The organism is Thauera sp. 2A1, assembly GCF_009469595.2.
In the GTDB taxonomy this organism is placed as follows: domain Bacteria; phylum Pseudomonadota; class Gammaproteobacteria; order Burkholderiales; family Rhodocyclaceae; genus Thauera.
The window spans coordinates 144955-158572 of sequence record NZ_SSXV01000007.1 but is presented as its reverse complement, the minus strand read 5'-3'; the positions used below and the strand labels follow the sequence as shown (position 1 = coordinate 158572).

Below are 13618 nucleotides of genomic sequence, written 5' to 3'. Positions count from 1 at the left end.
CGACACAGAGAGATACCAATGAGAACCAAGAAAATCGTGTTTGCGATGAGCCTTGCCGTGCTGGCTGCCGGGGCAGCCCAGGCCAAGGAGGGCGGCGACCAGTACCCGAACGGCGCCGAGAACTGGCTCGCCGGCGCCGTGCCGCCGCCCGGCGACTACTTCCTCAACTATTTCGGTTACTACGGCGGCAAGCTGCGCAACGGCGACGGCGACAAGGTGAAGGGCACGTCCGTCGGCGCGTGGTTCGACGCCTTGCGCTACGTCCATACCAGCGACTTCCGTATCCTTGGCGGCAACTGGGGCTGGCACACGATCGTGCCGCTGGTGCATCAGACGCTGGATCTCGGCGGTCCGTCCCGTTCCACTTCTGCGCTGGGCGACGTCACGGTGAGCCCCTTCATCCTGTCGTGGCACACGAAGACCTGGCACTGGGCCGTCGCGGTCGACGTGAACCTGCCCACAGGCAAGTACGAGTCGGGCGATCCGCTGCGCAGCGTCGGCGCCAACTACTGGAGCGTGGAGCCGGTCTTCGCTGCGACCTGGATGGGCGATGGCGGCTGGGAGGTATCGGCGAAGTTCATGTACAACATCAAGGGCACGAACAATGATTTCCGCCCGGCCGAAGGCGCGCCGAAGATGGATTACCAGTCCGGCGACGAATTCCACATGGACTATCTGGTCGGCAAACGCTTCGGCGAATGGGGTGTGGGCCTGTCGGGCTACTACCTGAAGCAGCTCACCGATGACGAAATCGACGGCCGCAAGATCGCCGCCAACCCCGGTGTGTGGTCGGCCGGACGCAAGGGTGAGGTGTTCGCCATCGGGCCGAGCGTCAGCTACACGACCAAGGGCGGCGTCCACTTCATCGGCCAGTGGCAGCGCGAGACCGCCGTCACCAACCGCTTCGGCGGCGACAAGGTGTGGCTCAAGCTCATCCTGCCGCTGTAATCACCCTGGCCTTTCCGCTGCTGCGTGCCGCGGAAAGGCCGCCGACATTCAGAACGAAGAGCCCGGCTGCAGCAGGAAGGTCGCTTCCTCCGCGGTCGTCTCGCGTCCGAGTGCGGCATTGCGATGCGGAAAGCGGCCGAAGCGCTCGATGATCTCGCAGTGGCGGCGCGCGTAGTCCAGGTAGCCGTCGAACGCCGCGCGCTGTGCGGCCGGCACCGCACCGGCGAGCCGGTCGAACAGGCGCACTGCTTCGCGCTGGTCGGCGAGATCCTCGGAATGTTCCAGCGGCAGATACAGGAACACGCGCTCGATCGGTCGCGCTTCGTCATCGATGCCGAGCCGGATCGCCTCCTTGGCCCAGCGCCGCGCCAGCGCATCGAAGGCGAAGGCTGCGGCGCCGCCGCGCCAGATGTTGCGTGGAAACTGGTCGGTGAGCAGCACCAGCGCCAACCGCCCACGCAGGCCGCCCAGCCAGGCGTCGAGCTGGCCGAACGCCGCCTGCTGCACCATGGGCGAAAACCGCTGCCCGATCTCCGCATCCACCTCTGCCTGCTTGCGCCACCACAGCGCGGACTGACGCGCGATGATTTCCGCATCGTCGGCATGCTCGCCGAACCAGAAGGCGTGGATCGTGTCTGGAGTTTCCATGAGGGTTTCGGCAAACGTCACTGCATCCTCCTAACCATAGGCGATCCGCTGCGTGGGCGCATCGTCGTGTCAAGACCCAAGCAGGGATGTATCTCAGGCAGAGTGAGGAAGAATCACTCATTCCGAATGTAAACTTACATTTATCATATGCAAATGGAAAACTCTCCAGATTTCGGGAAACGGGATGAAAGTGAAATATCGCATGGGGTTCCTCGCCACTGTGGCGCTGCTGTCAGGCTGCGCGTCCATCGTTGACGGCAAGAACCAGGTACTGTCGGTGGAGACGCGCAACAAGTCGGTCCCGGTCGTCGGCTCAAACTGCAAGCTCACGAATGACAAGGGCACATGGTATGTCACTGCGCCGGGCACCACGACCGTGCAGCGCAGTTATCAGGACTTAAGCGTCCAGTGCGAGAAGATGGGAATGGCGCCTTCGGTGGCGGCAATAAAGTCATCCACCAAAGGAATGGCCTTCGGGAACATCATCTTCGGCGGTGTGATCGGCGCCGGCGTCGATATCGCCAGTGGTGCGGCCTACGACTATCCTTCGCCGATCACGGTCGAGATGAACGACCTCATCGAATCCGATCGCCTGTCCAGACCGACGGCGGCGCACGGATCGGAGACGAAGCCGTCCGAAGGTGCCGAAGCTGTCACCGACCGGCACATTGGAGCCAGTTGATGATCGGCACAATGGAGCCACCGCGTGATCGGCACATTGAGGCCAGTCCGTGATCGGCATATAGAAGCCAGTCGCGGATCGGCACATAGAGGCCAGCGCCGGATCGGCGTAATGGAGCCACTTCCACTCTGACGGACGTCTCGACCTTGAGCGATCCATCGCTACCCTGCTGCCTTTTTGTTCGGCAGGAGGTAGGCGGTGGCCCGCAGGAGCATCGAGATGTACGAGTACCGCCAGGCCCTGATGCGCATGCGCCAGGGCGACTCCGAGCGCGAGATCGCGCGCTCGAAACTGATGGGGCGCAGCAAGGCGGCCCGGTTCCGCGAGCTGGCTCGCACCCAGGGTTGGCTCGATCCCGAGCGCCCCTTGCCCGAGGATGCCGAGATCGCCGCCGCGCTCGGGCAGCCGAAGTTGCCGGTGACGGCCCAGTCCTCGATTGCCGCGTACCGGTCGTTGGTCGAGCAGTGGCTCGGGCAGGGCGTCTCCGGCGTGGTGATCCACTCCACGCTCAAGCGCGAGCACGGGTTCAGCGGGCACTACTCCAGCGTGCGCCGGCTGATCGCGCAGATCGGCCGCGAGCAGCCGCCCGAGGCCACGGTGCGCCTCACCTTCGCGCCGGGCGAGGGCCGCGCAGGTGGACTTCGGCGCCGGTCCCTACCTGGTCGATCCGGCCACGGGGGAGCTGCGTCGCACGTGGGCGTTCGTGATGACGCTGTGTTTCTCGCGGCACCAGTACGTGGAGTTCGTCTGGGACCAGAGCGTGCGCACCTGGCTCGGCTGCCACCGTCGCGCCTTCGAGTGGTTCGGCGCCGTGCCCGCACGGCTCATCATCGACAACGCCAAGTGCGCGATCACCCACGCGTGCATGCACGATCCTCAGGTGCAGCGCGCTTACGCCGAGTGCGCCGAGGGCTACGGCTTCCGGATCGACGCCTGCCCGCCGCACGACCCGCAGAAGAAGGGCATCGTCGAGGCCGGCGTCAAATACGTGAAGGGCAACTTCCTGCCCACGCGCAGTTTCCGCGATCTGGCCGATCTGAATGCCCAGGTGCGCGAGTGGGTGTTGAAGGAGGCCGGGCTGCGCATTCACGGCACCACCCGCGTGCGCCCGCTCGACACCTTCGCGGTCGAGCGCAGCACCTTGCTGCCGCTCCCCGAAGTGCCGCCGGATCTGGGCACCTGGCATGCGGTGACGGTGCATCGCGACTGTCATGTCAGCTTCGAGCGTGCCCTGTACTCGGTGCCGTTTGCGCTGGTGGGCAAGGCGTTGTGGCTGCGGGCCACCGACGCCGTGGTCACCGTCTATCACGACTTCAAGCCCGTCGCCACGCATGCCCGCGCGCGGCGTCCCGGCGAGCGGCGCACCGTCTCAGATCATCTGCCGCCGGCCGCCCAGCGCTTCTTCGCGCACGACCGCAGTTGGTGTCTGCAGCAGGCCCGTGAGATCGGAGACGCCTGCGCGCAGCTGATCGGGCAACTGCTCTCAGACCGCATCAGTGAGCGCCTGCGGGCTGCCCAGGGCGTCCTCGCGCTCAAGGACCAATACGGCGCCGCGCGCCTCGAGGCCGCGTGCGAGCGGGCCATCGCCCACGACAGCCCGCACTACCGCACCGTCAAGACCATCCTCGCCGGCGGTCACGACCTCGCGCCGGTGAGCACGATCACCCCCGAGCCCTATGCCGGCCGTGCCCGCTTCGCGCGCGCCACCGCGTCGCTGTTCGAAGACGACGGCCCCACGTTTCACTGACCCGGGCGCAGCGCGCGCCCACTTCACCCAAGGAGCCTCACCATGAACCCTGCCACCGAACTGGCGCCGCAGCTCAAGCAGTTGCGCCTCTCCGGCATCCTCGACTCGCTCGACGCCCGTAACCGCCAGGCCATCGATGCCAAGCTCGCCTACACGGAGTTTCTCGCCCTGCTGATCCAGGACGAGATCGCCCGCCGCGAGCAGAAGAAGTTCGGCACCCGGCTGCGCCGTGCGGCCTTCCGCGCCACCAAGACGCTCGAAGGCTTCGAGTTCGACCGCCTGCCCTCGACCAACCGCGCCCTGGTCCATGACCTCGCGACCGGGCGCTACATCGACGAGCGCGCCCCGGTGCTGATCGTCGGCCCTTGCGGCACCGGCAAGAGCCATCTGGCGCAGGCGCTCGGGCACTGCGCCGTGCGTCAGGGGCACGACGTCATCTTCGCCTCCTGCGCGCAACTGCTCGCCAGCCTGAACGCCGCCCGCGCGGTCGGCACCTATGAGCGCAAGCTGCAGCAACTGGCCCGCGTGCCGGTGCTCATCATCGACGACTTCGGCCTCAAACCCCTTCGCGCCCCCGCCGACGAGGATCTGCACGACCTCATCGCCGAGCGCTACGAGCGTGCTGCCACCCTCGTCACCAGCAACCTCGACTTCACCGAGTGGGACCAGGCCTTCCCCGGTAACCGGCTGCTGGCCTCGGCCACCGTCGACCGCCTGCGCCACAACGCCTACTGCCTCACCCTCGACGGGGCCTCCTACCGTGCGCCCCGACAGGGACCGAATCGGGCGAAAAGCGCCCTTGCCACCACCCCGAAAAACATCGATTCTTGACCCCCCAACGACGTCCGTCAGAGCCCGGTTCGAGTGGCTTCTATATGCCGATCATCGGTGGCTCTATTGTGGCGGTCAGTGACAGCCGAAGCCCGGAAGGCGAACGTGATGCTCGCCGATGCGGGCTGTCAGACGACGCAGTTGCCGACACGCTTCAAGGAAGGCGAAGGAGCGAACTTCTACGAAACGTTCTGTGCCGACGGGCGCCTGATGCACTCTGTCTGCACCTCGTCGGGTTGCAGGTTGCGCACAGCCAAGGATTGACGGAGGCGAATCGAGAGCGGGCAGCGGTTCTTGCTTGATTGAACCGAGGCCCGCCCTGATCCTTCCGGGGTCGCCATGGCCGGCGCGGGGGGTTCGACTGGGCGGACAGGGCTTGGCTTCGAATGCAACCCGCTCCACGAGGCCGTGCCGGTCGTTGTCGTCTCAATATTGCGCCCGCAATTCAGAAGATTCGCTCATGCGCCATCAAGGAAGGATCGCCGCCTGGAAGGACGACCAGGGCTTAGGCGTCATCGCGCCAAACGCAGGCGGCGAGCCGGTTTTCCTCCATGTCAAGGCATTCGTCGACGGCTCGGACAGGCCCGTCGGCGGCGAACTCGTGACTTACGAGTTGACGGCCGATCCCAAGGGGCGTCCGCGCGCCGCCCGGGTGGCGCACGTCGGCCAGCGCGTGTCGGCACCGAGGCGGCCCGGTAACAGCAAACTGCCTGTGCTGCTGACGCTGGGTTTCGTCGCAGCCCTCGCTGCGGGCGGGCTCGCCGGCAGGTTCCCGGTCGTCGTATTGGGCCTCTACGCCGTGGCGAGTGTGGTCGCTTTCTGCGCCTACTGGTGGGACAAGTCCGCCGCGCGAAATGGCCATTGGCGGACGCGCGAGAGCACGCTTCATCTCTTCGCCCTCGTCGGCGGCTGGCCGGGTGCGCTGGCGGCGCAGCGGCTGCTGCGGCACAAGTCGAGCAAGCAGGAATTTCAGCGAGTCTTCTGGCTCACGGTGTTCGGCAACTGTGTTGCATTGGGCTGGCTGACCACCGACCGCGGCGCGGCGCTGCTGCGCTCGGTGATGAGTCTTGCCTAGCGGTTATGGCAGGCCCGGGATGGCCGTGTGCCTTGCGCGGCGGCTGGAGACGCCTCGCCCTGTAACGGCGTGCGCGTGTCGTCTGGCACGAGATGTCAGGCAATCAAGGACTTGGGTTTCCGCGCAGTCACAAGTCGATACCCTGACTTACACGCCTGCAATCACGGCAGCGTAACTCGCGCCGTACGCTGCACCCACGTTCTGCAAGACAGCAGCAACGTGCAAATGCAGTTCCAACTTCTCAAGGAAAACCGAACATGCTCAAGACCGTAATCGCCCTCGCTGCCACCGCTGGCTTCGCTGCCGCCTCTTTCGCTCAGGGTGTGGCACCGGTCAACCCCGCCGATACCGCGACCAAGTCGGTTGCGCCAGCGCACGCGGCGACCGACAAGAAAGTCGAGGCACCGAAGGCGACGCCTGCGATGAAGACGGCTGAACCCAAGGCGTCGGCCGCCACCGGCAAGGGCGTCGGCAAGCCCGAAGCAGTCGATGAAAAGCAGGCCATCAAGCACGAGGCCGCCGACAAGGGTCATGACAAAGGCGAAGTCGCCGGCGAGAAGCAGGATGCACAGCACGCGTCCGTCTCGTCGAAGCACGGCGCCAAGGCGGCGACCAGGCACGACGTGAGTTCGGCCGCCGCCAAGGTCGATGGAAAGGCGGCCGCCAAGAGCGAAACCAAGACCGAACACAAGACGGAAGCCAAGACCGAGCTGCAGACGCCGGCTGCGAAGTAAGCCGCGCGGCACGGCGCCCGGATGGCAGGGGAAGGATGGCCTTCTTCGCTCGTCCGGGTGATCGCAGCTACCTCCGACCCGCCCGTGTGGCGGGTTTTTCGCGTGTGCCGTGAAGGCCGCGCCCGCCTGATGGCATGATCGAGGTCCGTTTCAAGGACCGAAGACCGCGCGAGGGCAGACGATGGACCTCACCCAGATGACCGAATCCCTGCAGCGCGACGCGGTCTGGGTCGTGTTCATGAACGTGCTGATGCAGCAGGTGGGGCTGCCCGTGCCGGTCGTGCCCACCTTGCTGATGGCGGGCAGCCTCGTCCTTGGCGCCGGGCAGATGGCCTCCTTGCTGGCGGCGGCCGTGCTCGCTTCGGTGTTCGCCGACTGGCTGTGGTATCTCGCCGGTCGCGCCTTCGGCTATCGGGTGCTGTCGGGATTGTGCAGGTTGTCGATCAATCCGGGCTCGTGCGTCACGCAGACGGAAGCGCGCTTCGTGCGCTGGGGCCTGGCGTCCCTGGTCGTCGCCAAGTTCATTCCGGGCTTTTCGACGGTCGCGCCGCCGATCGCCGGCGCGCTGCGCATGAACCAGGTCGGCTTCCTGATCGCCGCGGGCTTCGGTGCCGCGCTATGGGCGGGGCTGGCCCTCGGAGCGGGTTGGCTGATGCGGCAGGAAGTGCAGGCCGCCATCGCCTATCTCGATCGGAATGTGAGCACCGCGGCGACCATCGTGGTGGCGGTGCTGGCGATCTGGCTCGGCTGGAAACTCTGGCAGAAGTACCGCTTTGGTCGACTGTCCGGCCTTCCGCACATCACCCCGGCGGAACTGATCGAGGCCTTGCAGGCTCCCGCTCCGCTGCTGTTTCTGGATCTGCGCGGCCCGGTGATCGTGGCCCAGGCCGGGCACGTTGCCGGTGCGACGGTCGCGGAACTGGATTTTCTGTCGGACGCGGTCGGCAACTGGCCGCGTGAACGCCCCATCGTCACCATGTGCGCCTGCCCGGGCGATGCCACCGCGATCGAGGCTGCGCGGCAGTTGCTCGCCGCCGGCTACCTGTCCGTGCGTCCGCTGAAGGGCGGTTATGAAGCGTGGCTGGCGACGGAGTCCGCTCAGCCACGCGGATAAGGGGCTGCGACGACGCCCCTTGATGCACCCCTCGAGGATGTGATCAGGCAGTCTCCAATCGATGTCGTCGTTGCAAGAGCGTAAATTGTTGCTCGCATCGGATGAAAGGCGTCATTCATCGCATGGACACTACTCGCATCCTCAAGAAGCCCATGGCCTTGTGCATTTTCTGTGGCCTTTCCGCATGTGGCACCTTTGTGACCTACACCGGGACTGAGTTGCCAGATGAGGAGGTCGCCACGTTCCGCTGCTATTCGAGGTATTACTTTGTTTATATGGAGAGTTGCAGCTTTCAGGCGATAGATGGCTTGCGGCCAGGCGTATCTGTGATGTTTGGCAACACGAGCAAGATTCTTCCTGGGTCACATTGGATCGAAATTGCCTTCGAGAAATATTTCGGCGGAGGTGGAGGTGTCACGGATTTATGCGCATTCGATATGGACTTGGAGCCCAATACTGGGTACCAAGTGCTGGCACATAGTCTGACCACGGAAATCTCTCATCTCGCAAAACATCAACACCGCGATTTCTATGGGGGGGCGATGGACATCGAGATCACCAAGCCGTCAGGAGCAAGGGAGATTCGACGCGTCCATGCTACCTGCAGCCCATTCGGGGGAAGCATGTGCCGCAAGGATGATGACTGCGTTCATCACCCTGACATCAGATGCTTTCCGAAGGACGGCTTTCCGTTCGGCCAGTGTGGATTCAAGGATGCGGGTCAGTAAAGGTTTGAACCGCCGGCTTGCGGCCGAAGCTGCGGTGGTGCGCACGACAAGCGTGCTTCCTCATGCGCATGTCCTGTTTCTCGGCTTCAGCGTGACGGGACGTGGCGCAGTGTTACGCGACGGTCACGATGTCAGGCTGCAAGCACATCGCGCTGCCTCACGCGGGCCCGATGGGCGCCCTTGATTCTTCATGCCCCGTGAACGCCTATCCGCGAACTCCCGGCGCTTGTCCGCGCTGCGCGGCCTCGCGCCCTTCCTGCGCCCCTATCGCACCCGCATCGCGCTCGCCTTCGTGCTGCTGTGCCTGGGTTCGGCCACCATCCTGCTGGTGCCGCTGGCGTTCCGGGACCTGATCGATTCCGGCTTCGGCAAGGGCGTGGCGCCCGGGGGCGGGCTGCTGGGCACGACGACGCTGGACGGGCATTTCCTTGCGCTGTCCGGCCTCGCGGTGGTCTGGGCGGTTGTGGTGGCGGCGCGCTATTACACGGTGTCGTGGGTGGGCGAGCGGGTGACGGCGGACCTGCGCAGCGCGGTGTATGCGCGCGTGCTGGGGCAGTCGCCGCAATTCTTCGAGACGCTGCAGACGGGTGAGGTGCTGTCGCGCCTCACCGGCGACACCACGCTGATCCAGACGGTGGTCGGCAGCTCGGTGTCGATGGGGCTGCGCAGCCTGTTCCAGTTCGGCGGCGGCATGGCGATGCTGGCGGTGACCAGCATGCATCTGTTCGCGTTGATCCTTGGCCTGATGGCGCTGCTCACGGTGCCGATCGCGCTCATCGGTCGCCGCGTGCGCGTGCTGTCGCGCGAATCGCAGGACCGCATCGCCGACGCGTCGGCGCTGGCGGGAGAGATCCTCAACGCCATGCCCACCGTGCAGGCGTACACGCAGGAGGCGAACGAGGCGCGGCGCTTCGCCGACCGCAACGAGACGAGCTTCGTCACCGCGGTGCGCCGCACCCGGGTGCGGGCGGCGATGACGGCGCTGGTCATCTCGGCGGTGATGGGGACTATCGTGTTCGTGCTGTGGATAGGCGCGCGGCAGGTGCAGGCGGGCGCGCTCAGCGTCGGCGAGCTCGGCGCCTTCGTGCTGTATGCGGCGCTGGTGGCGGGTGGCGTGGGCACGCTGGCGGAAGTGTGGGGCGACGTGATGCGTGCCAGCGGCGCCACCGAGCGCCTGCTGGAGCTGCTGCACGCTGCGTCGGCGATCCGCGAGCCAGCCGTGCCGAAAACGCCCGTCCGGGCGGAAAAGCTGTCGATCTCCTTCGATCATGTCGGCTTCTGCTATCCGGCGCGGCCGTCACTGTGCGCGCTGGAAGATATCTGCCTCGATATCGCGCCGGGCGAGCGCGTGGCGCTGGTGGGGCCGTCCGGGGCGGGCAAGACCAGCCTGTTCCAGTTGCTGCTGCGCTATTACGAGGTGTCGGCCGGCGCCATCCGCATCGACGGCCAGGACCTCCGCGAGCTGTCGCTGCACGACCTGCGCCGCGACATCGCCATCGTGCCGCAGGAGCCGGTGATCTTCTCCGCCAGCGCGCTGGAGAACATCCGCTACGGCCGCAGCGACGCCAGCGACGACGAGGTGCGCCAGGCGGCGCGTGCGGCGGCGGCCGACGAATTCATCGCGCGCCTGCCCGAGGGCTACGACACCTTCCTCGGCGAACGCGGCACGCGGCTGTCGGGCGGCCAGCGCCAGCGCATCGCCATCGCGCGCGCGATCCTGAAGGATGCGCGCCTGATGCTGCTCGACGAAGCCACCAGCGCGCTCGACGCCGAATCCGAGATCCTCGTGCAGCAGGGCCTTGATGCCGCGATGCAGGGCCGCACCACCATCGTGATCGCCCACCGCCTGGCCACCGTGCAGCGGGTGGATCGCATCGTCGTGCTGGATGGCGGGCGCATCGTCGAGACCGGCACGCCTGCCGACCTGCGCCGCCAGGGCGGTCTTTACGCGCGGCTGGCGGCGCTGCAACTCGATCTCTGACGCGGTCGTCCTGCGCACCTGCCGCAATGATCCTGTCTTGTTTGGCGAGCGCGGGCGGATGCGTCAGGCCCATGCTCGCGAGAAGAGTTCATCGAGCGCCGCGATGATGGTGTCGCCGTCCTCGGCCAGGGAAGCGACGTGTTCATGCAGCGTTTCGACAGGGACCGAGACGATCTCGAGCGGATGCAATACGACCCGGTGGCCTTCGATCGTGAACTCGGGATTGATCGCGGAACGCGGCAGACGCACGGTGCGTTCGAGCACATCGAGCGAAACGAGCGGCACGACGACCCGGCGCTGCGATCTGTCGAACCAGGACGATTGCACGACGACGACGTAAGGGATGGCGCTGCGGTTGCGCCCCGCATTGCGGAAGACGTCGAACTGCTTCACAGCGTCGAGTGTTCGTCGGCGAAGCCGCCATGCTCGGCGTTGAAGCGATTCCATGCCTCCGCGACGGCGTCGCTACGTTGCGCGCGACTACGTTGCGCATCGATCTGCCGTGCGACGTAGTCGGCAAGGAGCGCATCGACCGTTGCCGACAGGTTGGCGGTGAAATGGCGCGCCTGTTCAACGGTCGCCTCGTTCAGCAGCAGATTGACTGGACGCTTGAGCGCGCGGGCAGGTCGGGCAGTTTGCATCGGGTACCTCCTGTGCGCATGGTATGCGCATTCGACGGGCGAAGGAAGCGCACCATGAATGCGGAGGCTCGTCGAGCCTCCGACCGTCGGACCCTTCGCGCGCTATGCCGTCCTGAAGCGGGATCTGCAGCCTTCCTGCCGACGCTTCAGTCCGCGTCGTCCAGCACCCGAACCTTCACCGTGCGCCCCTTGAGCTTGCCGGCGGCGAGCCGGCGCACGGCCTGAGGCGCGACGTCGCGTGCCACCGCCACATAGGTGGATTGATCGGCCACGGTGATCTTGCCGACCTGCTCGCGCGTCAGTCCGGCCTCGCCGCCCAGGGCGCCCATCACGTCGCCGGGGCGGATCTTGTCCTTGCGTCCGCCGAGGATCTGCAGCGTCACCATCGGCGGCACCAGCGGCGCATCTTCGCCGGCCGGCAGTTCGGCGAGGTCGTGCCATTCCGGCTCGATGCCGCTGAGCTGCGCGATCGCGGCCACGCGGCGGCGGTCGACGGTGCTGCACAGCGACAGCGCCCAGCCCGCCTCGTCGGCGCGACCGGTGCGGCCGATGCGGTGGATATGCACTTCGGGGTCGGGCGTCATGTCGACGTTGATCACCGCCTCGAGCTGGGCGATGTCGAGGCCGCGCGCGGCGACGTCAGTCGCCACCAGCACCGAGCAACTGCGGTTGGCGAAGCGGATCAGCACCTGGTCGCGCTCGCGCTGCTCCATGTCGCCGTGCAGCGCCAGCGCGTGGAAGCCCTGCGCGCGCAGCAGCTCGACGAGGTCGCGGCACTGCTGGCGAGTGTTGCAGAACGCGAGCGTGCGCTCCGGGCGGAAGTGCCGCAGCAGCGCAGCCACCGCCTGCAGCCGTTGCGCGTGCTCGATTTCGTAGAAGCGCTGGCGGATCTTGCTGTCGGCGTGCTGCTCGGCGAGCGTCACCTCTTCGGGGTCGCGCTGGAAGCGCTGCGCCAGCTCGGCGATGCCTTCCGGATAGGTGGCGGAGAAAAGCAGCGTCTGGCGCTGGGCCGGGCAGTGCTCGGCGACGAACACGATGTCGTCGTGAAAGCCCATGTCGAGCATGCGGTCGGCTTCGTCCAGCACCAGCGTGGACAGCGCCGCCAGCTTCAGGCTGCGGCGCTGCAGGTGGTCCATGATGCGCCCCGGCGTGCCGACGACGACGTGGGCACCATGCTCCAGGCTCGCCACCTGCGGGCGGATCGGCGTGCCGCCGCACAGCGACAGCACCTTGATGTTGTCGGCGAAGCGCGCCAGGCGGCGGATCTCCTGCGTCACCTGATCGGCCAGCTCGCGTGTCGGGCACAGCACCATCGCCTGCACCGCGAAGTTGCGCGTATCCAGCCGCGCCAGCAGTGGCAGCGCGAACGCCACCGTCTTGCCGCTGCCGGTCTTCGCGCGCGCGATCAGGTCGCGCCCGGCCAGCGCCACCGGCAGGCTCGCGGCCTGGATCGGCGTCATCGTCAGGTAGCCGAGCTGCCTCACCGCCGCCAGCATGGCGGCGGTCAGCGGCAGGTCGTCGAAGGGGCGCGCGGCGTCGGAAAGTGGCGGCGCGTCGGTGAGGGAAAGCGGTGGTGTGGAGGTGGTCATGCGCCATTATCGGGCCACAGGCCCCGGGCGCGTTTACTCGAAGGCGATGTCGCGTGGTTTCGCGACCGGGTGATTGCCCGCCACCCAGGCGTCGAAGCCGCCGGCGACGGAAGTCACGTTGCTGAACCCCATGCTGTGCATGGCGACGACCGAGAGTGCCGCACGGCCGCTGGTCTTGCAGTAGACGATGATCGGGCGCGCCACGTCCTGCAGCGACGGTTCGCCGGACAGGCGGAATTCGAGCACGCCGCGCGGTATGTTCACCGCGCCGGCGATGTGGCCCTGACGATATTCATCCGCTTCGCGGACGTCGATGAGCAGGGTGTTCGGCACGGTGAGCAGCGCGTGGAGCTGATCCGGGCTGCATTCGCGGACGGATTTCTTCGCTTCCAGGACCAGTTCGTGAGCAGGCTTGAACATCGATTTCTCCGGCGGGAAAGTGAGCGGCTGAGACGTTGGCGGCTGAGGCGTTGCGCCAAAAATATAAGCGCATTCTAATTCATCTCGCGACGAAGGCGACCACGGCCACCCGGAGGCGAATGGCGGCGGGTGCAGTGCCTGCGTGCTCAGGTGAGCCGCACCGGTCGCGCCGCGACGGCTTCTTCCAGCGTGGTAAAGATGCGCTGTGGGTCGCTGGTGAGGCGGTAGAAACGGCGGTCGTCCCCGCTCCTGCCGCAATAGCTGCGGATGGTCACGCGCTGGATCCCGGGAAAGCCCGGGTTGGCCTCGATGATCTCGATGGCGCCGGTGCCGGTGTCGTAGATGCCGGGCTGTTCCTTGAGTCCATAGGCTGCGGGAATCCAGGTCTTGTCCATCGCGCTGCCTCCTCCCATCGATGACGCGCCACATTCAGCGTAGCACGTCGCCGGGGGCGCAAAAGCGCATGTCCCGGCGACGGAG

General features: G+C 66.4%; 15 protein-coding genes and 1 pseudogene. 10 read left to right on the top strand and 6 right to left on the bottom strand.

From position 1 onward, the window contains the following. Positions 1-18: 18 nt before the first annotated feature. Positions 19-948 carry a transporter gene (locus tag GH664_RS09060; RefSeq protein WP_153167807.1) on the top strand — a complete coding sequence of 310 codons (930 nt, stop codon included), beginning with the start codon at positions 19-21 and terminating at the stop codon, positions 946-948. 48 nt (positions 949-996) lie between these two features. Here the strand turns inward: GH664_RS09060 and GH664_RS09055 are convergent, their stop codons facing one another. Continuing rightward, the gene (locus GH664_RS09055; protein WP_153167806.1) at positions 997-1596 is read right to left on the bottom strand and encodes a DUF924 family protein; all 600 of its coding nucleotides are present in this window, start codon (positions 1594-1596) and stop codon (positions 997-999) included. Between the two features lie 184 nt (positions 1597-1780). On the opposite strand from GH664_RS09055, the gene GH664_RS09050 reads away from it, so the two are divergent. The 9 genes and pseudogenes from GH664_RS09050 to GH664_RS09010 all read left to right on the top strand — a co-directional run bounded on the left by GH664_RS09050 (position 1781) and on the right by GH664_RS09010 (position 10488). Continuing rightward, entirely contained in the window at positions 1781-2278 is a 498-nt protein-coding gene (locus GH664_RS09050) for a hypothetical protein (RefSeq protein ID WP_194270363.1), read from the top strand. Between the two features lie 219 nt (positions 2279-2497). Then, positions 2498-4025, top strand: a pseudogene (istA, locus tag GH664_RS09045) (IS21 family transposase). 42 nt (positions 4026-4067) lie between these two features. Further along, positions 4068-4856 (top strand): IS21-like element helper ATPase IstB, encoded by a 789-nt coding sequence (gene istB / locus GH664_RS09040; protein WP_153167805.1) that lies wholly within the window; start codon positions 4068-4070, stop codon positions 4854-4856. A gap of 105 nt (positions 4857-4961) precedes the next feature. Beyond that, entirely contained in the window at positions 4962-5120 is a 159-nt protein-coding gene (locus tag GH664_RS09035) for a hypothetical protein (RefSeq protein ID WP_153167804.1), read from the top strand. A gap of 196 nt (positions 5121-5316) precedes the next feature. Beyond that, complete coding sequence (locus tag GH664_RS09030) at positions 5317-5931, top strand: DUF1294 domain-containing protein (RefSeq protein WP_153167803.1); 615 nt, start codon at positions 5317-5319, stop codon at positions 5929-5931. A gap of 257 nt (positions 5932-6188) precedes the next feature. Continuing rightward, positions 6189-6665 (top strand): hypothetical protein, encoded by a 477-nt coding sequence (locus tag GH664_RS09025; protein WP_153167802.1) that lies wholly within the window; start codon positions 6189-6191, stop codon positions 6663-6665. A gap of 181 nt (positions 6666-6846) precedes the next feature. Beyond that, the gene (locus GH664_RS09020) at positions 6847-7779 is read left to right on the top strand and encodes a VTT domain-containing protein (protein ID WP_153167801.1); all 933 of its coding nucleotides are present in this window, start codon (positions 6847-6849) and stop codon (positions 7777-7779) included. A 122-nt stretch (positions 7780-7901) separates the two neighbouring features. Next, positions 7902-8507 carry a hypothetical protein gene (locus GH664_RS09015; protein ID WP_153167800.1) on the top strand — a complete coding sequence of 202 codons (606 nt, stop codon included), beginning with the start codon at positions 7902-7904 and terminating at the stop codon, positions 8505-8507. 190 nt (positions 8508-8697) lie between these two features. After that, positions 8698-10488 (top strand): ABC transporter transmembrane domain-containing protein, encoded by a 1791-nt coding sequence (locus GH664_RS09010; RefSeq protein ID WP_153167799.1) that lies wholly within the window; start codon positions 8698-8700, stop codon positions 10486-10488. A gap of 63 nt (positions 10489-10551) precedes the next feature. Here the strand turns inward: GH664_RS09010 and GH664_RS09005 are convergent, their stop codons facing one another. From GH664_RS09005 to GH664_RS08985, 5 genes are all read right to left on the bottom strand, one after another. Further along, positions 10552-10881, bottom strand: a complete 330-nt coding sequence (locus GH664_RS09005) for a CcdB family protein (RefSeq protein ID WP_153167798.1) — start codon at positions 10879-10881, stop codon at positions 10552-10554. Next, positions 10878-11129, bottom strand: coding sequence for a type II toxin-antitoxin system CcdA family antitoxin (locus GH664_RS09000; protein WP_153167797.1), 252 nt, complete (start codon positions 11127-11129; stop codon positions 10878-10880). Before GH664_RS09000 ends, GH664_RS09005 begins: the two co-directional genes overlap by 4 nt. Before the next feature lie 146 nt (positions 11130-11275). Then, a complete protein-coding gene (gene dbpA / locus GH664_RS08995) occupies positions 11276-12718 on the bottom strand; it encodes an ATP-dependent RNA helicase DbpA (protein ID WP_153167796.1) in 1443 nt (480 codons plus the stop codon). Between the two features lie 33 nt (positions 12719-12751). Beyond that, positions 12752-13138, bottom strand: a complete 387-nt coding sequence (locus tag GH664_RS08990; protein ID WP_153167795.1) for a rhodanese-like domain-containing protein — start codon at positions 13136-13138, stop codon at positions 12752-12754. 146 nt (positions 13139-13284) lie between these two features. Continuing rightward, positions 13285-13533, bottom strand: a complete 249-nt coding sequence (locus GH664_RS08985; RefSeq protein ID WP_153167794.1) for a hypothetical protein — start codon at positions 13531-13533, stop codon at positions 13285-13287. Between the last annotated feature and the right edge of the window lie 85 nt (positions 13534-13618).

What these genes read in the sequence shown, in the direction of transcription:
- GH664_RS09060 (WP_153167807.1), top strand. Translation starts at nt 19, where the DNA reads ATGAGAACCAAGAAAATCGTGTTTGCGATGAGCCTTGCCGTGCTGGCT.
- GH664_RS09055 (WP_153167806.1), bottom strand. Translation starts at nt 1,596, where the DNA reads ATGGAAACTCCAGACACGATCCACGCCTTCTGGTTCGGCGAGCATGCC.
- GH664_RS09050 (WP_194270363.1), top strand. Translation starts at nt 1,781, where the DNA reads ATGAAAGTGAAATATCGCATGGGGTTCCTCGCCACTGTGGCGCTGCTG.
- istB (WP_153167805.1), top strand. Translation starts at nt 4,068, where the DNA reads ATGAACCCTGCCACCGAACTGGCGCCGCAGCTCAAGCAGTTGCGCCTC.
- GH664_RS09030 (WP_153167803.1), top strand. Translation starts at nt 5,317, where the DNA reads ATGCGCCATCAAGGAAGGATCGCCGCCTGGAAGGACGACCAGGGCTTA.
- GH664_RS09025 (WP_153167802.1), top strand. Translation starts at nt 6,189, where the DNA reads ATGCTCAAGACCGTAATCGCCCTCGCTGCCACCGCTGGCTTCGCTGCC.
- GH664_RS09020 (WP_153167801.1), top strand. Translation starts at nt 6,847, where the DNA reads ATGGACCTCACCCAGATGACCGAATCCCTGCAGCGCGACGCGGTCTGG.
- GH664_RS09015 (WP_153167800.1), top strand. Translation starts at nt 7,902, where the DNA reads ATGGACACTACTCGCATCCTCAAGAAGCCCATGGCCTTGTGCATTTTC.
- GH664_RS09010 (WP_153167799.1), top strand. Translation starts at nt 8,698, where the DNA reads ATGCCCCGTGAACGCCTATCCGCGAACTCCCGGCGCTTGTCCGCGCTG.
- GH664_RS09000 (WP_153167797.1), bottom strand. Translation starts at nt 11,129, where the DNA reads ATGCAAACTGCCCGACCTGCCCGCGCGCTCAAGCGTCCAGTCAATCTG.
- dbpA (WP_153167796.1), bottom strand. Translation starts at nt 12,718, where the DNA reads ATGACCACCTCCACACCACCGCTTTCCCTCACCGACGCGCCGCCACTT.
- GH664_RS08990 (WP_153167795.1), bottom strand. Translation starts at nt 13,138, where the DNA reads ATGTTCAAGCCTGCTCACGAACTGGTCCTGGAAGCGAAGAAATCCGTC.
- GH664_RS08985 (WP_153167794.1), bottom strand. Translation starts at nt 13,533, where the DNA reads ATGGACAAGACCTGGATTCCCGCAGCCTATGGACTCAAGGAACAGCCC.